This window comes from Rhodoferax aquaticus, from assembly GCF_006974105.1.
GTDB classification, from domain to species: domain Bacteria; phylum Pseudomonadota; class Gammaproteobacteria; order Burkholderiales; family Burkholderiaceae_C; genus Allorhodoferax; species Allorhodoferax aquaticus_A.
The window spans coordinates 1,576,985-1,599,231 of the sequence record NZ_CP036282.1 but is presented as its reverse complement, the minus strand read 5'-3'; the positions used below and the strand labels follow the sequence as shown (position 1 = coordinate 1,599,231).

General features: G+C 57.4%; 17 protein-coding genes. 13 read left to right on the top strand and 4 right to left on the bottom strand.

Features of this window, described 5'->3' with window-relative positions; genetic code table 11:
• Nucleotide 1: 1 nt before the first annotated feature.
• Nucleotides 2-1,174, bottom strand: coding sequence for an efflux RND transporter periplasmic adaptor subunit (locus EXZ61_RS07465; protein WP_142810536.1), 1,173 nt, complete (start codon nucleotides 1,172-1,174; stop codon nucleotides 2-4).
• A gap of 131 nt (nucleotides 1,175-1,305) precedes the next feature.
• Between EXZ61_RS07465 and hpnC the strand changes: the two genes are divergently transcribed.
• The 4 genes from hpnC to EXZ61_RS07445 all read left to right on the top strand — a co-directional run bounded on the left by hpnC (nucleotide 1,306) and on the right by EXZ61_RS07445 (nucleotide 6,874).
• The gene (gene hpnC / locus EXZ61_RS07460; protein ID WP_142810534.1) at nucleotides 1,306-2,184 is read left to right on the top strand and encodes a squalene synthase HpnC; all 879 of its coding nucleotides are present in this window, start codon (nucleotides 1,306-1,308) and stop codon (nucleotides 2,182-2,184) included.
• A gap of 11 nt (nucleotides 2,185-2,195) precedes the next feature.
• Nucleotides 2,196-3,035 carry a presqualene diphosphate synthase HpnD gene (hpnD, locus tag EXZ61_RS07455; protein ID WP_142810532.1) on the top strand — a complete coding sequence of 280 codons (840 nt, stop codon included), beginning with the start codon at nucleotides 2,196-2,198 and terminating at the stop codon, nucleotides 3,033-3,035.
• A gap of 43 nt (nucleotides 3,036-3,078) precedes the next feature.
• Complete coding sequence (gene hpnE / locus EXZ61_RS07450) at nucleotides 3,079-4,404, top strand: hydroxysqualene dehydroxylase HpnE (protein ID WP_142810530.1); 1,326 nt, start codon at nucleotides 3,079-3,081, stop codon at nucleotides 4,402-4,404.
• A 73-nt stretch (nucleotides 4,405-4,477) separates the two neighbouring features.
• Nucleotides 4,478-6,874, top strand: coding sequence for a penicillin acylase family protein (locus EXZ61_RS07445; RefSeq protein WP_142810528.1), 2,397 nt, complete (start codon nucleotides 4,478-4,480; stop codon nucleotides 6,872-6,874).
• Nucleotides 6,875-6,924: 50 nt separating this feature from the next.
• Here the strand turns inward: EXZ61_RS07445 and EXZ61_RS07440 are convergent, their stop codons facing one another.
• Nucleotides 6,925-7,647: an HAD-IA family hydrolase gene (locus tag EXZ61_RS07440; RefSeq protein WP_237219119.1), complete on the bottom strand. Its 723-nt coding sequence runs from the start codon at nucleotides 7,645-7,647 to the stop codon at nucleotides 6,925-6,927.
• Here EXZ61_RS07440 and hemH point away from each other — a divergent pair.
• Both hemH and EXZ61_RS07430 read left to right on the top strand, forming a co-directional pair.
• Nucleotides 7,646-8,755 (top strand): ferrochelatase, encoded by a 1,110-nt coding sequence (gene hemH, locus EXZ61_RS07435; RefSeq protein WP_142810526.1) that lies wholly within the window; start codon nucleotides 7,646-7,648, stop codon nucleotides 8,753-8,755. The two genes, EXZ61_RS07440 and hemH, sit on opposite strands and share 2 nt — an antisense overlap.
• A gap of 272 nt (nucleotides 8,756-9,027) precedes the next feature.
• Complete coding sequence (locus EXZ61_RS07430; RefSeq protein WP_142810524.1) at nucleotides 9,028-11,868, top strand: ImpA family metalloprotease; 2,841 nt, start codon at nucleotides 9,028-9,030, stop codon at nucleotides 11,866-11,868.
• 14 nt (nucleotides 11,869-11,882) lie between these two features.
• Here EXZ61_RS07430 and EXZ61_RS07425 read toward each other — a convergent pair whose 3' ends face one another.
• The gene (locus tag EXZ61_RS07425) at nucleotides 11,883-12,287 is read right to left on the bottom strand and encodes a carboxymuconolactone decarboxylase family protein (RefSeq protein ID WP_142810522.1); all 405 of its coding nucleotides are present in this window, start codon (nucleotides 12,285-12,287) and stop codon (nucleotides 11,883-11,885) included.
• A gap of 228 nt (nucleotides 12,288-12,515) precedes the next feature.
• On the opposite strand from EXZ61_RS07425, the gene dnaG reads away from it, so the two are divergent.
• The 3 genes from dnaG to EXZ61_RS07410 all read left to right on the top strand — a co-directional run bounded on the left by dnaG (nucleotide 12,516) and on the right by EXZ61_RS07410 (nucleotide 18,017).
• On the top strand, nucleotides 12,516-14,516 hold the full coding sequence (dnaG, locus tag EXZ61_RS07420; protein WP_142810520.1) for a DNA primase: 2,001 nt from the start codon (nucleotides 12,516-12,518) through the stop codon (nucleotides 14,514-14,516).
• A gap of 366 nt (nucleotides 14,517-14,882) precedes the next feature.
• Nucleotides 14,883-17,084 (top strand): RNA polymerase sigma factor RpoD, encoded by a 2,202-nt coding sequence (gene rpoD / locus EXZ61_RS07415; RefSeq protein ID WP_237219167.1) that lies wholly within the window; start codon nucleotides 14,883-14,885, stop codon nucleotides 17,082-17,084.
• Nucleotides 17,085-17,171: 87 nt separating this feature from the next.
• Nucleotides 17,172-18,017, top strand: a complete 846-nt coding sequence (locus tag EXZ61_RS07410; RefSeq protein ID WP_142810517.1) for a shikimate dehydrogenase — start codon at nucleotides 17,172-17,174, stop codon at nucleotides 18,015-18,017.
• Here EXZ61_RS07410 and EXZ61_RS07405 read toward each other — a convergent pair.
• Nucleotides 18,014-18,295 (bottom strand): late competence development ComFB family protein, encoded by a 282-nt coding sequence (locus EXZ61_RS07405; protein ID WP_142810515.1) that lies wholly within the window; start codon nucleotides 18,293-18,295, stop codon nucleotides 18,014-18,016. The genes EXZ61_RS07410 and EXZ61_RS07405 overlap by 4 nt on opposite strands.
• 295 nt (nucleotides 18,296-18,590) lie before the next feature.
• Here EXZ61_RS07405 and EXZ61_RS07400 point away from each other — a divergent pair, with 295 nt between their 5' ends.
• From EXZ61_RS07400 to dnaK, 4 genes are all read left to right on the top strand, one after another.
• Nucleotides 18,591-18,902: a winged helix-turn-helix transcriptional regulator gene (locus EXZ61_RS07400; protein WP_142810513.1), complete on the top strand. Its 312-nt coding sequence runs from the start codon at nucleotides 18,591-18,593 to the stop codon at nucleotides 18,900-18,902.
• A gap of 160 nt (nucleotides 18,903-19,062) precedes the next feature.
• A complete protein-coding gene (locus EXZ61_RS07395) occupies nucleotides 19,063-19,416 on the top strand; it encodes an FKBP-type peptidyl-prolyl cis-trans isomerase (protein WP_142810511.1) in 354 nt (117 codons plus the stop codon).
• A 109-nt stretch (nucleotides 19,417-19,525) separates the two neighbouring features.
• Complete coding sequence (grpE, locus tag EXZ61_RS07390) at nucleotides 19,526-20,089, top strand: nucleotide exchange factor GrpE (protein ID WP_142810509.1); 564 nt, start codon at nucleotides 19,526-19,528, stop codon at nucleotides 20,087-20,089.
• Between the two features lie 143 nt (nucleotides 20,090-20,232).
• The gene (dnaK, locus tag EXZ61_RS07385; protein ID WP_142810507.1) at nucleotides 20,233-22,182 is read left to right on the top strand and encodes a molecular chaperone DnaK; all 1,950 of its coding nucleotides are present in this window, start codon (nucleotides 20,233-20,235) and stop codon (nucleotides 22,180-22,182) included.
• Nucleotides 22,183-22,247: the final 65 nt, after the last annotated feature.

The window sequence follows — 22,247 nt, the reverse complement described above, 5'->3', positions numbered from 1 at the left end:
CTCACTTACCTGTTGCGGAAGCAGCGGCACCAGGTGCTACAGAATCCATAGCTGCTGGCGCTTGCTGTGTGGGCGCAGTAGCACCTTTAGCGGTGTAAATAGTAACTTTTTGCCCAGGTGACAAAACGTGGACGCCTGCCACCACCACCTGCATGCCCGGGGTCAGGCCTTGCGTGATCACCGCATCATTGCCATCGGCGGTTGCCACCACCACGGCTTGAGGTTTCACCGTCATGGTCGCACTATCCAGTACCCACACATTGGAGCCACTGGTGCTTTTGAGCAGCGCGGAGGTTGGCAGCTTGATCACTTCCACAGCGCCACGGTCTAGGGCCTTGGGTCGCACCGACACGGTGGTACCCAGTGGCAAGGAGTCCTTGGCATCCAAAGCCACCTTTACTGTGAAGGTGCGTGTCACCGGATCTGCACTGGCAGCCACCTCACGCACAGTGGCCTCCAGCTGCGTCTTGCTGGCCCACACATTTACATCGACCCTGGAGCCTTGCTTGATCAGCGCCACTTTGTCCTCGGGCACAGAGAACACCACATCACGGGGTCCGTCTTGTGCGATCTGCACCACCGGGGTACCAGCACCCACCACTTGGCCGACCTCTGCTGTTACAGCAGTCACCACTCCAGAGACGTCTGCCACCAAGGTGGTGTAACCCGCTTGATTGCCTTGGCTGTTTAATTGGGCCTGCGCCTGTTCCAACTGGGCCTGCGCTGCTTTCAGCGCAGTTTCACGGCGCTCCAGCTCAGCACCGCTGATGAAATTTTGATCCCGCAGTTCTTTGAAACGTTTGAAGTCTGCGCCTGCTAGGTCGCGGTTGGTTTGGGCTGCCGCCACCTGGGCGCGGGCCGCCTCGGCTGCCAGCTTGTAATCTTGCGGATCCAACTGGGCAATGACCTGCCCCGCCTTGACCGTTTGCCCCAATTCAACCGCACGCCGTACCAATTTTCCACCTACTCGAAAGCCAAGCCGCGACTCCACGCGCGCGCGCACATCGGCAGAAAACTCCAAGCTTGACTGGATGTTGCCCACGCCGACCGTCATGAGCTTCACCGCGCGGATGGGCTCCTGGGCCGCAGGAGGTTTGGAGCAAGCGCTCAAAAAAAGTGCAACTGCAATCAGAGGCACACCGGCAACCATCGTTTTGCGTTTCAAGTTAGACATGGTGAATTTGGGGGTATGGGGGTGATAGGGTGGCAATAGGCAGGTCGGCCTGCACAAAGCATTAATGACCAGTCGGTTAGTAATTTAGGGTAATTGAGAGTCTTTGTCAATACGCAGGCAAAATCTCGGGCATGCAGCGCCCCTCCTCCCCCGATTCACTCGCAGACGTGTCCCCCGGAAAAATCACGCATTACGAGAACTTTCCTGTGGCTTCGCTTTTGTGCCCTCGCCACTTGCGCCGCCCCATTGCCGCCATCTACCACTTTGCCCGCGAGGCCGATGACATTGCCGACGAAGGCACCGCCTCGGCGGAGGAACGCTTGGCCACCCTCGCCGCCTACCGCCAAGCGCTCACGCAAGCATCGCACGCCGATGTTGCGTATGCAGGCCCGTGGAGCCATGTATTTGCGCCACTTCAATGGGCTATTCATGCGCACCAACTCCCCACCCAGCTGCTGCACGACCTGCTGAACGCATTTGAACAAGACACCCAGAAAACCCGGGACGGCAGTGGATATGCCGACCACGCGGGCTTGCTCGCCTACTGCAAACTCTCCGCCAACCCCGTGGGGCGCTTGTTGCTGCATTTGTATGGCATTCACACGCAGCAAGCACTGGCGCAAAGCGATGCTATTTGCAGCGCCTTGCAGCTGATCAACTTTTGGCAAGACCCCAGTGTGGACATTCCCCGAGGCCGCTACTACTTGCCTGCTGACCTGTGCGCCCAGTACCAAGTTAGCCAAGCACAGCTGCTTACCTTAGAGCAAACCCGTGGTGCTACACAATTAATAGCTGCTTGCGCAGATTTGGCGGGCGCAGAGATGCAAAAAGGGCTCGCCTTAGTGCACACCATACCGGGCCGGGCCGGCTGGGAGCTGCGTTTGGTGGCGCAAGGTGGGCTGCGTATTCTGGACAAGATCCGAGGCGTGGGCTACGCCACTTTGAAAACACGGCCCGTCTTGCGGTGGTGGGACTTCCCCATCATGCTGTGGCGTGCTGTCTTGATGTAACAATCCTTCCCATGAATCCAGAGCAATACGTCCAGCAAAAAGCCGCCGCTTCTGGCAGCAGCTTTTATTACGCTTTTTTGTTTTTACCCAAGCCCCGGCGTGCCGCGATTACGGCTTTCTATGCGTTTTGTCGCGAAGTCGATGACGTGGTGGACGACATGGTGGACGCCTCGGTAGCGGCCACCAAGCTGGCCTGGTGGCAAGGCGAAGTGGCCAAGGCGTATGCAGGCACACCCACCCACCCCGTGATGCAAGCGCTCATGCCCTTGGCAGCCATCTACGGTATTGAGCAACGCCATCTCCAGGCCGTGATTGAAGGCTGCCAGATGGACTTGGAACAAACCCGCTACCTCGACTATCCCAACCTACAGCGCTACTGCCACCTGGTGGCGGGTGAGGTAGGAGAAGTCGCCGCCCGTATTTTTGGTCAATCCGACCCACAAACCACGGCCTACGCCCACAAACTGGGGCAAGCACTGCAGCTCACCAACATCATCCGCGACGTGGGAGAAGACGCCATGCGCGGCCGCATCTACCTGCCAGTGAATGAGCTACAGCAATTCGACGTCAAGGCCCATGAAATCCTCAAGCGCAGCTACTCAGACCGATTTACAGCGCTCATGCAATTTCAAGCCAAACGGGCCCAAAGCCTGTACGACGAGGCCCTTGCTCTGCTACCTGCGGCAGACCGCCGCGCCCAAAAGCCAGGCCTAATGATGGCCAGCATCTACCGTGCCTTGCTGTCGGAAATTGAGCGCGACAACTTCCAAGTGCTTCACCAGCGTGTAAGCCTGACGCCGCTACGCAAACTTTGGCTGGCCTGGAAGGTGCAAGCCTTGGGACACCTATGAGCTTAGCAAGCGGCACCCAGACTGGCTGGGTTCTGCACGTCTTATGAAGGTCGCCATCGTAGGTGCCGGCTGGGCCGGTATGGCTGCCGCCGTTGCAGCCTGTAGCGCAGGGCACCACGCTACAGTTTTTGAAGCATCTCACGCAGTAGGGGGAAGGGCCAGAGCCCTCAAAGGCACATTGCCCAACGGCGAATCCGTGGTGCTGGACAACGGCCAGCACATCATGATCGGGGCCTACAGCAGCACCTTGCAGCTCATGCAGCATGTGGGCCTAGACCCACAGGCCGTGCTGCTGCGCACGCCTTTGAACCTCAAGTTTGCAGACGAAGCGGGCTTGGCACTGCCCGCATGGCCCGCCCCGTTGGACGCGGTCGCAGGTATTTGGCGCGCCCAAGGGTGGTCGCTTGCCGACAAGTGGTCTTTGGTACGCGCCTCACTGCGCTGGCAAATCGCAGGCTTTCGCTGTGCACCCGCCACCAGCGTCACGCAGCTGTGTGCAGGCCTGACGCCAACCGTGATGGACACCCTCATAGACCCGCTGTGTGTTTCCGCCCTCAACACGCCAGCCAGCCGCGCCAGTGGCCAGGTGTTTCTGCGGGTGCTCAAAGACTCTTTGCTAGGGGGGAGTGGCGCCTCCAACCTGCTGCTGCCTACGACGGACCTGAGTACCCTGTTTCCTAGTACCGCGCAAACTTGGCTTCACGCACACGGTGCGCACCTGCGACTTGGGTCGCGTGTGACCGCATTGCATCCACGCGCCGACCAAGGACCAGGCTGGAACCTCAATGGCGAAGCCTTTGACGCGGTCATATGGGCCGGCAGTAGCAGCAACGCTGCACGGGTCATGGAAGACAGCGCACTGCACGCGCCACGCGACGCTGCGGACGCCATGCACGCTTGGGCACGCTGTGCGCAGGCCTTGGCGTTTGAGGCCATTGCAACCGTCTACGCCTATGCGCCCCACGCCCACCTCACACGCCCCATGGTGTCATTGCGCAGCACGGCTTCGGCACCTGCGCAGTTTGCGTTCGACCGGGCGCAACTCGGTGGCCCACCGGGTTTGCTGGCGTTTGTGGTGAGTGCAAGTGACACAGACCGCGACACGCTGCAAGCCCTGGTCCTGCAACAAGCCCAAGACCAGCTGGGGCTGTCTCTCCAAGCGGTGCAAACCATTGTCGAGAAACGCGCCACCTTTGCCTGCACGCCGGGCTTGCAGCGCCCCGCGCAAGCCATTGCCCCGCAGCTCTTTGCGTGCGGGGATTACGTGGAGGGCCCTTACCCCGCCACGCTGGAGGGTGCGGTGCGCAGTGGCGTGCAAGCCGTTGCACTACTGGACGCGGCCTCCGACCAGCTTTCCTCATCGCATTAGCGCTGAAGAGGGGTAGGCGCAAACCATAGTCGCCCGTATCATCTGGCCAACACCACTACCAGGCCCCGCCCCAATGAAAAGTGTCCTCAAGGTCATCGCAAGTCTTGTGCTGTTGCTGGTTTTGCTCGGCGCAGGCGTTGGCGCTTGGTATGTGTACACCAAGCAACCTGTGCGTAGCGGATTGCTCCCGCTGGCAGGCCTCAAAGAACGTGTCAGCGTGGCCTACGATGAGCGGGGTGTGCCGCACATTACCGCCAAGAATGAGGCGGATTTGTACCGGGCGCTGGGTTACGTCCATGCGCAAGACCGTCTGTTTCAGATGGAAATTGTGCGCCGCCTCGCCCAAGGAGAATTGGCAGAAGTTTTGGGGCCCAAGCTCTTGGACACGGACAAGCTATTTCGCACGCTGGGCATACGGGCCCACGCGGTGGAATACGTGAAAAAACTAGATCGCCAACGCCCAGAATTTTTGGCACTGGCGGCGTACTTGGATGGCATCAACCAGTTCCAAGCGACCCACAAACCGCCCATCGAGTTTGATGTGTTGGGCATTCCCAAGCGCCCCTTCACCGCGGAAGACACGGTCGCCGTGTCGGGCTACTTGGCCTTTAGTTTTGCGGCTGCATTTAAAACCGAGCCGGTGATGACCTACATCCGGGACGAATTGGGGCCTGAGTATCTGAAGGCCTTTGACATCGACTGGCACCCAGAGGGCGTGTTGGCGCATGCCAAGCCAGACCCAAGCCACTGGCAGAGCCTGACACGCATCGCCCAAGCGGGTCAAGACGCGATGGCGCTTGCCGGAGTGCCCTTGTTCGAAGGCAGCAATGCGTGGGCTATTGCGGGCAGACGCACTGTCAGTGGCAAGCCGCTGTTGGCGGGAGACCCGCACGTTGGGTTTTCGGTGCCCGCAGTGTGGTACGAGGCACAGCTCAACGCACCTGGTTTTGAGCTCTACGGCCACTTTCAAGCGCTCAACCCGATGGCACTCATAGGGCACAACACGCAGTTTGGTTGGAGCTTGACCATGTTCCAGAATGACGACGTAGACCTCATTGCCGAAAAAATCAATCCCGCCAATCCCCAGCAGGTATGGTTCCAAGACCAGTGGGTGGACATGGAAACCCGCACCGAAAGCATCGCGGTGAAAGGCCGTAAGGCCGTCAAGCTCACCCTGCGGCGCAGCCCACATGGCCCCATCATTACCGACGCATTCAAAGACGCGCTCGACAGCAAACCCGTGGCCATGTGGTGGGCTTACTTGGAAACACCAAACCCCATGCTCGAAGCGTTTTATGGACTCAACCGCGCTGACACCCGAGAAAAAGCACGCAATGCGGCTAGCAAAATCGATGCACCAGGCCTCAACATCGTGTGGGCCAACGCCAAAGGCGACATTGCGTGGTGGGCGGCGGCCAAACTGCCGATTCGCCCGCCAGGTGTGAACCCGACCTTCATCTTGGACGCCAGCAAAGGCGAGGCCGAGAAAAAAGGCTTTTATGCCTTCAACTACAACCCGCAAGAAGAAAACCCATTGCGGGGCTATGTGGTGTCCGCCAACAGCCAACCCAAACCGCCTAGCGGCGTACCCGTGCCGGGCTACTACAACTTGGCAGACCGCGCCAAGCGCTTGGACCAAGCGCTCAAAGACCCTGAACGCAAATGGGACGTCGCGGCCGCGCAGGCCTTGCAGCTGGACGTGACGAACGACTACGGCCCCCGCATCCTGAAAAGCTTGCTGCCGGTATTGCAAACCGTGGTCACGGATGCCAATGAAAAAGCCTTCTTGGAGCCGCTGGAAAAGTGGGACGGCAGTTACACCCGAGACAGCATTGCAGCCACGCTGTTTAGCCAGTTTAGCTATGAGCTTGCCAAAGCCGCCATGGAAGACGAGCTTGGGCCCGTGTTGTTCAGTGACTTACTCGAAACCAGGGCACTGGACAGTGCACTGCCACTGCTTGCCGCAGACCCCAATTCGCCGTGGTGGGACAACATTGACACCAAGAAGACAGAAAGTCATTTTGAAACCGTACGCGTAGCGTGGCACAACACGTTGACGCACTTGACCGACTTGTATGGCAGCAGCCTGCTGGCTTGGTCCTGGGGGCAAACCCACACACTGACCCATGTGCATCCGCTAGGGCGCCAAAAGCCCTTGGACCTGTTGTTCAATGTCGGTGAGTTTGCAGTGCCTGGGGGACGCGAAACGCCGAACAACCTGTCATTGAATGTGGGTCCTGCCCCTTGGGCAGTCAGCTATGGCCCGTCGACCCGCCGCGTTGTTGATTTTGCTGCACCCCATATGGCCATGGGCATCAACCCAGTGGGTCAAAGTGGTGTTTTGTTTGATGCGCATTACGCAGACCAAGCCCAACGCTACGCCGAAGGCATTTATGTGCAGCAGTACCTGAGTGAAGCAGACGTCAAAGCCCACACCAAGAGCACACTAACGCTGCGCCCCGACAACTAAAAGGGCTCAGCAACTGCCCCCTGCAGATGGGTCGCAAGCCTGCCTAGGGGTCAGGCCTCTAGCCCCAACAAATTGCAAAGCTCCATCAGGTCGGTCACCGTCGCGTGGGGTTGCGCCGCGTGGTGCCATGCATGGTCCGTACGGTTGAGCCATACGGTCTGCATGCCCGCCTCTAGCGCCCCGAGGACGTCTAACGACATATCGTCTCCGACGTGCAGCACCTCGCTGGCCTCTACGCCCACCGCACTGGCACCCGCGTGGAATATGCGTGCATCGGGCTTGGCATGGCCAAACTCGCGGGCGCTCAAGGCGTGGCGGAAAAATTGCCCCAGTCCTACTTTATGCACATCGGCATTGCCGTTGGACACGGCCACCAAGGGGTAATGGGCGGCCAACAGGGCCAAGGCAGGGCCCGCATCGTCGTACAGCTGCACCCGCATGCGCTCAACAAAGAACACGTCGAAAGCGGGTTCCGCCAAATCGGTGTCTTCTTGCGCTTGCTGCAATGCCAAGCGGATGGACTCACGGCGAATAGCAGATAAATCATGGCCAAGGTCTGGCCTGCTTTGCACTACTGCCTCGCGCACTGCAGCACGTTGTTCGGGGTGTCGAAATATCGCCGCAGCGCCTGGGGCTTGTGCATCTAGCCACTGGGCCAACACATCTTCTGCACGGGTGATCACCGGGGCTATAGGCCACAGGGTATCGTCGAGGTCTAGGGTTATTGCCCTGATTTTTGAAATATCCAGCATAGGTGGACGAGAATAACGCATGGCTTTATTTACCCTTGGCGCATTCGCCCCCGAACCTCCCTTTGTCCACGGCCAAGTACCCCGCACGGCTGTGTTGTATTGCAACTTAGGGACTCCCGACTCGGCGTCTACCGCCGATGTACGCAAGTTCCTCAGAGAGTTTTTGAGCGACCCGCGGGTGGTGGAGATTCCCCGCGTGCTGTGGATGCTGATCTTGCACGGCATCATCTTGCGCTTTAGACCCGCCAAGTCGGCCGCCAAATACGCCAGCATCTGGACTGCTGAGGGCTCGCCCTTAAAGGTGTGGACTGAGAAGCAAGCCAAGCTCCTGCAAGGCTGGCTGAGCCAACGCGGCCACGCTGTGCAAGTGCGCTACGCCATGCGCTACGGTAGCCAATCCATCGCCTCGCAACTGGACGCACTCAAGGCCGAGGGCGTGACCCGGGTGCTGGTGGTTACGGCTTACCCGCAGTATTCCGCCACCACCACCGCCAGCGTGTTTGATGCGGTCTACCAGTGGGCGGCCAAGGTGCGCAACCTGCCCGAGCTGCGCTTTGTGAACCGCTACCATGACCATGGGCACTACATCCAGGCGCTGGCTGTACAGATTCAACGCTACTGGAAAGCCAACGGTCGGCCCGACCAGTTGGTCATGAGCTTCCATGGCGTCCCAGAGCGCACGCTCACGCTGGGCGACCCTTACCACTGCGAATGCTTGAAGACTGCCCGCCTATTGGCGCAGGCTTTAGGCCTTGGCAAAGACCAATTCAAAGTCACGTTTCAGTCACGCCTGGGCCGCGCCAAATGGCTGGAACCCTACACGGAGCCCAGTCTGATTGCCTTGGGCAAGGCCGGCGTGAAGCGTGTGGATGTGGTGTGCCCTGGCTTTACCAGTGATTGCCTTGAGACATTGGAAGAGATCAATATGGAAGGCCGCGAAGCCTTTTTGCATGCCGGCGGTCAAGAGTTTCACTACATCCCGTGCCTCAACGACGACACCGCTTGGATTACCGCACTGTGTGAAATAAGCCAAGAACACATGGCCGGATGGCCCACCCTCACGCGCCCCGACGCCGCAGCACTGGCCGCACAACGCCAAGCAGCGATCGCCTTAGGTGCCACGCAGTAGCGCAGCCGAAGCGGGTAAGCTATTATTTAGATAGCATCACCCGCTTATTTGACGGGCGCAATTGGCAAATTTAAGGCCTTTAGACCCTGACGACCAACAACCGTCGCACGGTTACATCTTCCTCTCCCGCACAAGTCCACACGCAGGTCAAGAAAATTTCCGTGACAGAGTGCAACAATCGCATGCAAAAGAAAGACATGTAAACCGGGTCGGACAGCGCGCGATGTCGACTTTAATTCCCAAAATTTCTAACTTTTGCGGAAGACACGTCGATGGCCCCACGGTTTTGCTTCAGCCTGTGCCTGATTCCAATCGCACAGGGCCCCAAACACGCAACTGCACAGGCATGGGCACGCGGCCGCACTGCACTGTGGGCTGTCACTGCTGCGTTGGCCTTGGCGGCCTGCGGCGGCGGCGCAGGAGGTTCCGGCTCTAGCGGGGTTTCAAGTACTTCGAGCAGTACGCCCGTGGCCATCTACCCACAACCCGTGGTACCCAGCGCATTGAGTGCAGCCTTGGTCAGCGGGGATGCCAGCGCGTTGAATGACCCCACGGCCATCGCACTGCAAACGCGCTACGTGCTGCAACAAACGTCTTTAAGCCAAGAAAGCCGCGTTGGCGCCCTGTGGAACGGCGTGAGCTTGGAATACAACCCCAAGGACTACAGCCACTTTGTGTCACCAACCAACCCAGAGCTTGCTCAGCCTTACATTGTGGGCGACCACGCCCACAACAACGCTTTGGCAAGCATTAGCGTGGCTTGGGGTGGGCGCAGTGCGGGCTACGGCGCCAACGTGCTCGGGCAGTTTGACAACAACGAGAACCTTAACCACCGACCGGCCTTCAAGCGCTTGGTCGCATGGCTCGTGCAGGGCAACCCCGACATGGCGCTGCCCTCCCCACTCCCCGTCGCGTGGGCCGGTATTGACGTGCCAGACAGCGTCAATGGCATGGCCAAAGCCGGCATTGCGACAAGCACCGTTGCCTGCAACTTCACCAGCAACACGGCCTGTGCCAGTGCAGCCAAGCTTTTGGTAGTGGGCGGTGGCGTTACTGCAGGCAGCCTGCTGGAGAGCAATATCCGTACGCTCATCCAATCTGGCAAACCGGTTTTGTACTTGCATACCGATGGCTGGGGTGCCAGCGCCGCTGGTTCACAAATACTGGCGGCCATGAAACTGCAGCTAGGAGATTACGGAGGCAACTTCTGGGACAAGGACTTGGTCAGCGCGGCACGGTCACCCGCTGGCAATGCCTCTAAAACAGCGCAGTTCAGTGGCCTCGCATCCCTGGTCAACGCGCTCGCAACCGACAGCCTGACCCTGAACTACGATTGGTCCAAGTGCAATGGCAATGACTGCTCCAAAGCCACGGGCTTGGAAACCGGCTTACTCGACCCCGTAGACACTTTGCGCAGTCAAATTGATGCATTCAATCGCACGGGCAGCAACCTATTTACCACCCCCAACACCCAGCTGCTGCGACTCTTGGTTTTGTGGGGGGACACCGTGCGCAAGCAAGTGCGCTACCCGCTCGACAAAGTCGGCAACCCCGCTGCATTTGGCAAGGCGCTGGTCGCCGACGCGTTAGTGAGTTATGTGCGCCCCCAATCAACCGCGCAAGCCGAGCTTGGCACCTTTGCACGCAACAGCAGCAGTAGCTTGCCCGTCAGTGTTAGCGACGAAGTTCTGGATGTGCTGATCCCAGCCACCAGCGGTTTCACTGCGATAGGACGCTTTGCAGTGCCAGGCAAAACCTTAAGCCTTGAAGTGCTGGACGCAGGCTCTGCCAGCGTCGCCTTGCGGCTTAACACGCAACGCACGGGCTCTACGCGGCTGTGGGAAAACAACAAGTTCAATCGACCACGTTTTCTGGCGAGCCCCAACATCACCCTTGAACCCAACACCCCCATCAGCATCAGCACCCCCTATGGGGGCACCATGCAGTTGGTGTTCAATGAGGCCACCGCGGGCCAGACGGTGCGCCTGCGCGTGCGCGGCGTAGCGAAGCACCCGTTTCTGGATCTTTCGACCGGGGCCGGTGACAAACCGGGCTTTGTGGCTGCGTTGAATGCCGCCCAGTTTGACTGGGCAGAAATCAAACTCGCGGGCATAGAGGTGCACTCGCGTGCGGACAAGCTGCGCAAGGTAGTCAATGACGACTACGGCAACGACATGGACCGCTACATCCAAGAGATGAAAACCATCTTCTTTGAAGACCTGTACATGCTGGCGGGATACGCCATGCCCGGCAAAAGTCTGAGCGCGCATGTGCAAGCCATGTGCACTGCCTTGGCGTGGGATTGCACCAACCTCAATTTGCATCGCGTTCCGGGCACCCAGCACATCAACGTAGACGCCTACTCGCAATGCGGCAACGGCTGCTCAGGCAACCCCTATGACCAAGACTGGGGCCTAAACCCACGCGGCTGGGGGGAAAGCCACGAAGTAGGCCACAACCAGCAGCGCGGCATCTTGCAAGTGCATAGCGGGCGCAGCGCCGAGGTCTCCAACAACCTGTTCCCTTTGCACAAAAACTGGCGTCTTTACAAAGAGCTGGGCGACAACCGCAGCAGCAATGCCGTCGCTTACCGCTCCGCGTTTGACATGATCAAGGCCGCGAAGCAAGAAGCGAATCCCAGTGACGGTGCGTATCAACGCATCTGGGGAAATGACGCCTATGCGGTGCAAAACGGCGAACGCATGGCGTTTTACATGCAGTGGGTGCACTACTGGGCACAACGCCAAGCCGATGAGGCCAAAGGCTGGGACATCGTGACGCTGTTGTACCTGCACCAACGGCAGTTCAGCGGCACCAGCGGCGCGGACTGGGCCGCGAACAAAACCAAACTGGGCTACAGCCAGTATGCAAGCCGCCCAGACGTCAGCGGCAACGACAACCTGCTCATCGCGCTGTCGTGGATCACCCAGCGCGACCAACGCGCCACGTTTGACTTGTGGGGCGTGAGCTACTCGGCAGCAGCGGCGGACCAAGTAGCCTCCTACAGTTTTGCTGCAGAGCCTGCACTGTTTTACGCCAACACCAGCACCAACAACCACGCCACGGTGCGTAAAGTTAACATGGACGTCCCCAGCCCTGTGTGGCCGTTTTGATCGCTTTGGGCTAGCTACTGCCCCACAACCACCTCGTTGGCAGTGCGAAAGGCTTCTACAGCAGCCGGTACGCCGCAGTAGACCGTGGCGTGCAGCAGCACTTCTTGCAACTCGGCCACGGTGGCGCCGTTGTTCAAGGCACCTCGGACATGGCCTTTGAGTTCATTTTGCTTTCCCAACGCGGTGAGCATGGCCACCGTGATGAGGCTGCGGGTTTTTAGGTCTAGTCCAGGGCGCTGCCACACGTCGCCCCACGCGGCGCGGGTAATGTGCTCTTGGATGGGTGCGGTAAACGGCGTTGCACTGGCCAAGGCCGTATCCACAAACGCGTCGCCCATGACCTGGCGTCGCATGGCCACGCCTTGCGCAAAGGCAAGGTCCGATGGACTGGCCTGGGGGGATTCGGGGACAGGTGGCATCACTAACTCCTTGGCAAATCAGCAATGGTAGTCATCGCGCGCACGCCCTCCGACGGTAAATGGGCAGCCGACCCATAGCCCTACCCACGCCACAACCCTCAAGAAACTTTATTTTTTAGTCAATAAATGGCCTTGGCGCCCATGGAATATGCGCAGGCAGCTATGCAATCCATAGCAAACCGTCAAACGGCGACTTTGACGCTGTGTGAGGCTTTCTACAATCACGGCATGGCCATTCCACAAAGCTTCATTCAAGAACTCGTCGCACGGGCCGACGTGGTGGAGATCGTGGGCCGCTATGTGCAGCTCAAAAAAGGAGGGGCCAACTTCATGGGCCTGTGCCCATTTCACGGAGAGAAGTCCCCCTCCTTCACTGTGAGCCCCACCAAGCAGTTCTACCATTGTTTTGGCTGCGGGAAAAACGGCAATGCCATCAGTTTTCTGATGGACCACTCGGGGATGACCTTCATTGAAGCGGTCAAAGACCTAGCCCAGCAGTACGGCATGCAAGTGCCTGAAGACGATGCTTCGCCCCAAGACCGCGCGCGTGCCCTGGAGCAGCGCGAAAAGCAAAACACCTTGACCACGGTGCTAGAGCAGGCCTGCGATGCCTATCGCAAGCATCTCAAAGAGTCTCAACGGGCCATTGCGTACTTCAAGGGCCGCGGCCTGTCCGGCGACATTGCCAAACAGTTTGGCTTGGGTTACGCCCCAGAGGGCTGGCGCAGCTTGGCCAGTGTGTTTCCGCATTACGACGACCCGCTGTTGGTGGAGAGTGGATTGGTCATCACCAGTAGCCCCGAAGACGGGGGCGAAGAGAAGCGCTACGACCGCTTTCGTGACCGCGTGATGTTCCCCATTCGCAACATCAAGGGCGAGTGCATCGGCTTTGGCGGACGGGTACTTGGCGACGACAAGCCCAAGTATCTGAACTCCCCCGAGACCCCCGTGTTTAGCAAGGGCCGCGAACTGTATGGCCTGTTTGAAGCACGCAACGCTTTGCGTGACCAAGGCTATGCCCTGGTGACCGAGGGCTATATGGATGTGGTGGCCTTGGCACAGTTGGGGTTTCCCAATGCTGTTGCCACCCTAGGGACTGCGTGCACAGCAGACCATGTGCACAAGCTCTTTCGGTTTACCGATGCAGTCGTGTTTAGCTTTGATGGCGACGCCGCCGGGCGACGTGCGGCGCGCAAAGCGTTGGACGCAGCACTGCCCTACGCCACGGATGTGCGTAGCATCAAGTTTCTGTTTCTACCCGCCGAGCACGACCCAGACAGTTTTATCCGAGCCAACGGGCAAGACGCATTTGCCCAGTACGTAGCAGACGCAACGCCACTCAGCCGTTTTTTGATGGAAGCATCGCAAGAAGGTTGCGATCTGCACACCGCTGAAGGGCGGGCTCACATGGCGAGCAACGCAAAACCCCTGTGGAATCTATTGCCAGAAGGAGCCCTCAAGCTGCAATTGCGCGCAGAGATTGCAGCCCAGGTTCAACTTTCTAGCCAAGACCTCAGCACCTTGTGGGCAGGTGGCAACGCAAAGCCCCAGGCCGCCAATGCAGGGCGGCGCTATGCCGAGTGGCAGGCCCAAGACTACACCGACAACCAAGCTGCGCATTCCGAGCAAACCCATCCTTTAGACGGCGAAGGCGCTTCGGGCTGGGCTGGCAAGCGCAAATGGGAAGGTAAAGGGAAGTGGGATGGCAAAAAAGATGGCAAATGGGAAGGCAAAGGGAAATGGGACAGCAACCGGCAAGTGCGTCCACCACTGCGCGGGCCCTTGGCAAGCAGAGCCGATCACGCGACCCGTATTCTCTTTGGGCACAGTGCACTTTGGGAATCACTGACCCATGAAGACCACCATCTGCTGTGCGAATTACCAGCACCGCATGGGCCATTGATGGCTTGGCTTGAAGCCCAAATGCATGAGCATGGCCCACTGCCCTGGGGCGCATTAAAAGAAGAGCTTTCCGGCCACGAGGGCGAACCGCACGTGTTACGGCTAATGGCAGAGTCCCCGCCCACGGCTGCGCCGGAAAGCGAGTCAGACAAAGAACTGCGTGATTTGCTGAATAGGCTTTTGCTGGAACACATTGAAAAGCAGAAAAATTTGGCCAGCGTGGCGGCCGCGTCGGACCCTGCCGCATTTGCACAGTTTCGCGAGCTCAACGAGCGGTGGCAGCAGCTCAAGCTCAGCATTTCCTTGGCAGCACCAGAGAAAGCGTAGACAAACTGGTATAAAAAAGAATACAAGCTATACTACGAGGTTGTTTCGGCAAGAGCGACAGCAGCACCTCCGGGCTAGGCTAAATGTTGACAGAGTTCACAACCAGCCACCTCACCGCAAGGACTGCATCCCAAATGTTCGCCCTCCCATCTTGCCACTGGGGAATCTAATTCCCTGCATCGCCAACTACGAGCGTCGATTCAGCGACGTAGAAGGCTCCTGTTCTGCAGTCTCGTTGTTTGTTATCAGGTTCTCAGCCCGCACCAAAACGCGCCACATCTGTTCAGTTAGCCCTTCAAAGTCCGACAAGAAAGCCCAACCGTGCCAGCATCCAAGACCACTCTGCCAAAATCCAAAGCCCAACTATTGCAAGAAGCCGCTGACGCACTGCTGAGCGCAGGCGCGGCCGCCAAGAAAAAACCGGGCCGCCCTCCTAAGGCAGCGGCTTCCGCAGAGTCAGAGTCTGATGCCCCTCCCAAAACAGGCGCTAAGCGCGGTCGCAAGCCCAAAGCTGCGCCCCCTGCTGCCACCGGCGGCGGTGACGACTTGGATATGTCGGACATTGAAGCAGATTTGGTTGGCGAACCCGAGACCACTACAGCCACTGGCGAGAAGGTCAAGCCACTGCGCATGAAGATCAGCAAGGCCAAAGAACGCGCCTTGATGAAAGAGTTTGGACTGGATGAAACCGTTCTGTCTGAAGAAGACATGGCCAAGCGCCGCTTGCGCCTCAAAGCCCTGATCAAACTCGGTAAAACCCGTGGCTACCTGACCCATGGCGAAATCTCTGACCACTTGCCCGACAAGTTGGTCGATGCGGAAACGCTGGAAGTTGTGATCTCCATGTTGAACGACATGGGTGTAGCGGTGTACGAACAAACACCTGACGCAGAAACTCTGCTACTCAACAACAACAGCGCCACTGCCGCCACGGAAGAAGAAGCCGAAGAAGAGGCCGAAGCTGCCTTGTCCACGGTGGACAGCGAGTTTGGCCGCACGACAGACCCCGTGCGTATGTACATGCGCGAAATGGGTACGGTTGAGTTGCTGACCCGCGAAGGCGAAATCGAAATTGCCAAACGCATTGAAGGCGGCCTGATGGCCATGATGGAGGCAATTTCTGCCTCCCCCGCCACCATCGCAGAGGTGCTGCGTTTGGGCGAAGAAATTCGCGAAGGAAAAGTCGTCATCACCACCGTGGTGGACGGCTTTACCAACCCTAACGAAGCCGACGACTATGTGGCCGAAGAAGACTTTGACGAGTTCGACGCTGCCGACGACGACGACGGCAAAGGCGGCTCAAAGGCACTGACCAAAAAACTTGAAGAACTCAAGGGTGAAGCGTTAACCCGCTTCGACAGAATGCGTGAGTTGTTCGAGAAGATCCACAAAATTTACGACAAAGAAGGCCACGGCACGCCCAATTACGTCAAGACCCAAAAGCTCTTGAGCGAAGAGTTGATGTCCATCCGATTCACCGCAAAAGCAATCGAACGCTTGTGCGATATGGTGCGCGGACAAGTAGATGACATCCGCAAGAAAGAGCGGGAATTGCGTCGCATCATTGTGGACAAGTGCGGGTACTCCCAAGAACACTTCATCGCAGAATTCAGTGGCCGCGACAAAATGGGCAATATGGTTGCCAGCAACTTGCTCAATCTCAAATGGATTGAAAAGCAAGCCGCTGCGGGCAAGCCTTGGAGCGCGGTCATGGCCCGCAATATTCCGCCGGTACAAGACTTGCAACAAAAGTTGACCGATTTGCAAGCCCGCGTCGTGGTTCCACTGGACCAGCTCAAAGACATTAACAAGCGTATGAACGCTGGCGAATACGCCTCACGCGCTGCCAAGAAAGAAATGATCGAAGCGAACTTGCGCTTGGTTATTTCGATCGCTAAAAAGTACACCAACCGTGGCTTGCAGTTCCTCGACTTGATCCAAGAAGGCAACATTGGTTTGATGAAGGCCGTGGACAAGTTCGAATACCGCCGCGGCTACAAGTTCTCCACCTACGCCACTTGGTGGATTCGCCAAGCGATTACCCGCTCTATTGCGGACCAGGCCCGCACCATCCGTATTCCGGTGCACATGATCGAAACGATCAACAAGATGAACCGAATCAGCCGCCAGCACTTGCAAGAGTTTGGCTTTGAGCCCGATGCATCGGTGTTGGCTGAGCGCATGGAGATTCCAGAAGACAAGATCCGCAAGATCATGAAGATTGCCAAAGAGCCAATCTCCATGGAAACACCGATCGGGGACGATGACGACAGCCACTTGGGCGACTTCATCGAAGACGGCGCCAACACCGCGCCGATGGAAGCCGCGATGCAAGCGGGCCTGCGTGATGTGGTCAAGGACATCTTGGACAGCCTGACCCCACGCGAAGCCAAAGTTCTGCGTATGCGCTTCGGTATCGAGATGACATCCGACCACACCTTGGAAGAAGTGGGCAAGCAGTTCGACGTGACCCGCGAACGCATTCGCCAAATCGAAGCCAAGGCCCTGCGCAAGCTCAAGCACCCCAGCCGTTCCGACAAGCTGCGCAGCTTCACAGACACACTGTAAATACGCGCAAATCTAGCGCTCTACGCCCATCCTTGGGCGCAGAGCGCTATTTTTTTGTTAGCACATCCATATGTAAGGATCACAATCATGGGCTCGGATAGGTCTCAGTACAAACTCGCTGGTGTCATGGGGTGGCCGGTGGCCCATTCGCGCTCACCTGTTATCCATAACCACTGGATCGCTGAGCATCAGTTAGTAGGGGCTTACGTCTTGCTGCCCGTGCAAGCGCAACGCTTGCAGCAGGCCTTGCGGGCCCTGCCCGCGTTGGGGTTTGCCGGATGCAACCTCACCATTCCCCACAAAGTCGAAGCCATGCAATGGGTGGATCACCTACACCCCATGGCCAAACGCATCGGGGCGATCAATACGATTGTGGTCGAGCCAGATGGCTCATTGACCGGTAAAAATACCGATGGGTTTGGTTACATGCAGAGCCTGCTAGATGTACGGCCCGATTGGCAAGCCAAGGCTGGCCCCATTGTGGTTCTCGGTGCAGGCGGAGCAGCCCGTGCGGTAATTGCCAGCCTGATCGAATATGGCGCCACTGAAATCCGCTTGCTCAACCGCACATTCTCTAAGGCCCAAGAACTAAGCCAGGAATTCGGCATACCGGTACAAGCGTATCCTTGGGAATCGCGCGATGATGCGCTTGCCAATGCCAACTTGCTGGTTAACACGACCAACCAAGGGATGCATGGAGAACCTGCTTTAGACATTGCACTGAATGCCTTGCCGTCCACCGCTCTGGTATCAGACATCATCTACGTACCAATTGAGACACCGCTGCTAGCGGCAGCCAAAGTGCGAGGGAACACCACCATCAATGGCTTGGGCATGCTGCTGAACCAAGCACGCCCAGCGTTTGAATCGTGGTTTGGGGTGCGGCCGGAGATTACGCCAACCCTGCTGGCAAAAGTGCAGGCAACGTTTTAGAGAGCGGGTTTATTGCTTCGCTCTTGCACAAAGTCAAAAGCGAACTTCAGTGCGTCTCCGATGGAGCTTTCAATCACGTGGCGCTCGCCTTCCGTCAGGTAGAACATCATGTCCACATCGTGGCGTACATAGCGTGCGGGCAAGCGATTAAGCGCCACACAGGCAACATCAGCGAGCATGTCCATCGTGAACTCTGGGTGCGAGGTCGCTTGGACTGCGACTTCCTCGAAAATGAGTCGTTCGTAGTAGTTATGCACTTGCTCGAAATTGAACACCATGAATATCTCCCATAGATCCAGCTAAATCGCTATTGCCGCGCAACCTTAGCACCTCACACCTACAAAGACAAGTCAAGGGCATCTCCAAGACCAACAGCGCGGGAAAACCATGATGCCCTGCGCCGTCGTTATCGCACAAACTTGCCTTGTCTTCTACGAAACCAGCTATGAAACTTGTAGCATGCCAAAAACTGCGATATAGTTTCCGTTGATTCAACAAACCGCGCTGAAATAGCAAATCGCCATGTGGCTCGTGTGCTTGCCGGTTACAAATCGCATTGAGGAGTGTTAGTTAATGAGTTTGAAAGAATCGGCCGCTACGGGCCAGCTGCTAAGTTTGTTGGAGTCTCGCTATGCCATGCGCGTTTTGTGGGCACTGCGCGATGGGCACGGACAGACATTTCGCTTGCTCCAAGACAGCGTCGGCGGCATCACCCCTAACACGCTGAATACTCGGGTCAAAGAGTTACGCGAAGCTGGGCTCCTGACGCATGGCAGCGAAGGCTATGCGGTCACTGCGCTGGGAGCGGATCTACTTAAACGCTTAGGGGACCTGCAAACCTTCGCTGCAAAATGGTCCAATGCGCAAGCGAAAAAGGCACAGTAGCCCGAAGTAGGCATTAGCGGCGGCCCGCGGGTCACGCCCCATAAAAAAGACAGGCTTGGCCTGTCTTTTTTTATCTCCGGCATAATTTAGGGTTTTCTGGCTACAGCGCGCTTTCAACATGCGCATCTAGCTACATTTTCAATAGCAATAGGACTATCAAATGCAAACCACTGCATCCGGACTTCAATACGAAGACACTGAAGAAGGCACAGGCGCAATCGCCACCAAAGGACAAAGCGTCACCGTGCACTACACCGGTTGGTTATTCCAAGACGGCGCGCAGGGTGCAAAGTTTGACTCCAGCAAGGACCGCAACGATCCTTTCGTATTCCGTTTGGGCGCAGGCATGGTGATCAAGGGTTGGGACGAAGGCGTTGCCGGCATGAAAATAGGTGGTAAACGCACCTTGATCATTCCCGCTGATCTGGGCTACGGAGCACGCGGCGCGGGTGGCGTCATCCCCCCTAACGCGACCTTGAAGTTCGACGTTGAGCTCTTAGGCACTTCGGGCTAATTTGCCCACCCAAATGCAGGAAGTAGCAAAAAATGCTATTTCCTGCCTTGAATTGCACACAACCGCCCCAAATTGCCGCGGGTTGTTATTCCAAAATCGAAGTATTCGCATGTCTGACCACCAATCCCCTACTCCCCCTTCTTCCGCTGGCGTCGACTTTCAGAGCACCGAGGACATGGTCGCGGCCCAGAATTCACACGAGCAGGCGCTCTTGGAACAGGTGCAAGCCGAGCTAGCCGCCTTGCAAGCCAAAAGTAGTGAACTGGCCGACCAGTACCTGCGCGCTAAGGCCGAAGCAGACAATGCGCGCCGCCGTGCAGAAGAAGAAATCTCGAAAGCCCGCAAATTCGCGGTCGAGGGTTTTGCTGAAAGCTTGCTGCCCGTAGTGGACAGCCTAGAGGCGGGCTTGGCGATTAAAGACGCCACGATTGACCAGATCCGCGAAGGGGCGCAAGCCACCCTGCGCCAACTCAGCGCTGCGCTAGAGCGCAACAAAGTGCTGAGCATCAATCCCTTGTCCAGTGACAAGTTCGACCCCCATCGTCACCAAGCCATCAGCGTGGTCCCTTCTGAACAAGAAGCCAACACAGTCGTCAGCGTGTTGCAAAAAGGCTATTCCATCAACGACCGCGTGCTGCGCCCCGCCTTGGTGACGGTGTCTGCGCCAAAGTAAAAGTAGCTGTCGTTGCCGCTGCTTACCCTTGCCCCAAGGGTGGCCAAGGGTTTAAACACCTAAGCACAGCAAGGGCACTTGAAATATCACCAGCAGGCCACAAGTTAAGTTCATCTAGTTTTTGAAAATATCAGGAGTTAATCATGGGAAGAATCATCGGTATTGACCTCGGCACCACCAACAGCTGCGTCTCCATCATGGAAGGCAATACGCCTAAAGTGATCGAAAACGCCGAAGGCGCGCGCACCACACCGTCCATCATTGCTTACCAAGAAGACGGCGAAGTATTGGTTGGTGCATCCGCCAAGCGCCAAGCCGTTACCAACCCCCGCAACACGCTGTACGCAGTGAAGCGCCTGATTGGCCGCAAATTCACTGAAAAAGAAGTGCAAAAAGACATCGATTTGATGCCTTACAAAATTGCCGCTGCCGACAACGGCGACGCATGGGTCGAAGTCCGCGGTAACCGCATGGCTCCCCAGCAAGTCAGCGCCGATGTGTTGCGAAAGATGAAGAAGACTGCGGAAGACTACCTGGGCGAAGAAGTCACAGAAGCCGTGATCACGGTGCCTGCGTACTTCAATGACGCACAACGCCAAGCCACCAAAGACGCTGGCCGCATTGCTGGTTTGGATGTCAAGCGCATCATCAACGAACCTACCGCAGCCGCCTTGGCCTTCGGTTTGGACAAAAACGAAAAGGGCGACCGCAAGATCGCTGTGTACGACTTGGGTGGCGGCACGTTTGACGTGTCCATCATTGAAATCGCTGATGTCGATGGCGAAAAGCAATTTGAAGTGCTGTCCACCAATGGCGACACCTTCTTGGGTGGCGAAGACTTTGACCAACGCGTGATCGACTTCATCATTGCTGAGTTCAAGAAAGAACAAGGCGTGGACTTGGGCAAAGACGTTTTGGCCCTGCAACGCCTGAAAGAAGCCGCTGAGAAGGCAAAGATCGAACTCTCCAGCAGCTCACAAACCGACATCAACCTGCCTTACATCACCGCAGACGCATCAGGTCCTAAGCACTTGAACATCAAGTTGACCCGCGCCAAGCTGGAGTCCTTGGTGGAAGAGCTGATCGAGCGCACGATTGCACCTTGCCGCACTGCTTTGAAAGACGCAGGCGTGAGCGCTTCTGAAATTCACGACGTGATCTTGGTTGGCGGTATGACCCGTATGCCCAAGGTGCAAGAAAAGGTCAAAGAATTGTTTGGGAAAGAGCCACGCAAAGACGTGAACCCTGACGAAGCCGTGGCCGTGGGCGCTGCGATCCAAGGTCAAGTGCTGTCTGGCGACCGTAAAGACGTGCTCTTGTTGGACGTGACTCCGCTGTCTTTGGGTATCGAAACCCTGGGTGGCGTGATGACCAAGATGATCACCAAGAACACCACGATCCCAACCAAGTTTGCGCAAACCTTCTCGACTGCAGAAGACAACCAACCTGCGGTGACGATCAAGGTGTACCAAGGCGAACGCGAAATCGCCACCGCCAACAAAATGCTGGGCGAATTCAACCTCGAAGGCATCCCACCAGCCTCACGTGGCACACCTCAGATCGAAGTGTCGTTTGACATTGACGCCAACGGCATCTTGCACGTGGGCGCCAAAGACAAAGGCACTGGTAAAGAAAGCAAGATCACCATCAAGGCCAACTCTGGCTTGAGCGAAGCTGAAATCCAGCAAATGGTGAAGGATGCTGAACTGAACGCTGCAGACGACAAGAAGAAGCTGGAATTGGTGCGCGTGAAGAACGAAGCCGACTCCAACGTGCACAGCGTGAAGAAGAGCCTGACCGAATACGGCGACAAGCTCGAAGCTGGCGAAAAAGAGAAGATCGAAGCGGCGATCAAAGACTTGGAAGACGCTTTGAAGAGTGACGAAAAGACCAGCATTGAAGAAAAGAATGCGGCACTGATGGCCGCTAGCCAAAAGCTGGGTGAAAAAATGTACGCTGACCAACAAGCCAAGGAAGGCGCACAAGCAGCAGCAGCTGCCGGTGAAGCCCCTGAGCAAGGCGGCGCACAGTCTTCACGCCCTGCAGACGACAACGTCGTCGACGCAGAAGTCAAAGAAGTCAAGAAGGGCTAAGCAGCCTCTACCACGGTAGCTAAACGCGCCGCGTTAAACACTGCAAGGTGCTTAACGCGGCTTTT

What these genes read in the sequence shown, in the direction of transcription:
- EXZ61_RS07400 (WP_142810513.1), top strand. Translation starts at nt 18,591, where the DNA reads ATGAGTTTGAAAGAATCGGCCGCTACGGGCCAGCTGCTAAGTTTGTTG.
- dnaK (WP_142810507.1), top strand. Translation starts at nt 20,233, where the DNA reads ATGGGAAGAATCATCGGTATTGACCTCGGCACCACCAACAGCTGCGTC.
- EXZ61_RS07465 (WP_142810536.1), bottom strand. Translation starts at nt 1,174, where the DNA reads ATGTCTAACTTGAAACGCAAAACGATGGTTGCCGGTGTGCCTCTGATT.
- EXZ61_RS07445 (WP_142810528.1), top strand. Translation starts at nt 4,478, where the DNA reads ATGAAAAGTGTCCTCAAGGTCATCGCAAGTCTTGTGCTGTTGCTGGTT.
- hpnE (WP_142810530.1), top strand. Translation starts at nt 3,079, where the DNA reads ATGAAGGTCGCCATCGTAGGTGCCGGCTGGGCCGGTATGGCTGCCGCC.
- EXZ61_RS07395 (WP_142810511.1), top strand. Translation starts at nt 19,063, where the DNA reads ATGCAAACCACTGCATCCGGACTTCAATACGAAGACACTGAAGAAGGC.
- dnaG (WP_142810520.1), top strand. Translation starts at nt 12,516, where the DNA reads ATGGCCATTCCACAAAGCTTCATTCAAGAACTCGTCGCACGGGCCGAC.
- hemH (WP_142810526.1), top strand. Translation starts at nt 7,646, where the DNA reads ATGGCTTTATTTACCCTTGGCGCATTCGCCCCCGAACCTCCCTTTGTC.
- EXZ61_RS07410 (WP_142810517.1), top strand. Translation starts at nt 17,172, where the DNA reads ATGGGCTCGGATAGGTCTCAGTACAAACTCGCTGGTGTCATGGGGTGG.
- EXZ61_RS07405 (WP_142810515.1), bottom strand. Translation starts at nt 18,295, where the DNA reads ATGGTGTTCAATTTCGAGCAAGTGCATAACTACTACGAACGACTCATT.
- grpE (WP_142810509.1), top strand. Translation starts at nt 19,526, where the DNA reads ATGTCTGACCACCAATCCCCTACTCCCCCTTCTTCCGCTGGCGTCGAC.
- hpnC (WP_142810534.1), top strand. Translation starts at nt 1,306, where the DNA reads ATGCAGCGCCCCTCCTCCCCCGATTCACTCGCAGACGTGTCCCCCGGA.
- EXZ61_RS07440 (WP_237219119.1), bottom strand. Translation starts at nt 7,647, where the DNA reads ATGCGTTATTCTCGTCCACCTATGCTGGATATTTCAAAAATCAGGGCA.
- hpnD (WP_142810532.1), top strand. Translation starts at nt 2,196, where the DNA reads ATGAATCCAGAGCAATACGTCCAGCAAAAAGCCGCCGCTTCTGGCAGC.
- EXZ61_RS07425 (WP_142810522.1), bottom strand. Translation starts at nt 12,287, where the DNA reads ATGCCACCTGTCCCCGAATCCCCCCAGGCCAGTCCATCGGACCTTGCC.
- EXZ61_RS07430 (WP_142810524.1), top strand. Translation starts at nt 9,028, where the DNA reads ATGGCCCCACGGTTTTGCTTCAGCCTGTGCCTGATTCCAATCGCACAG.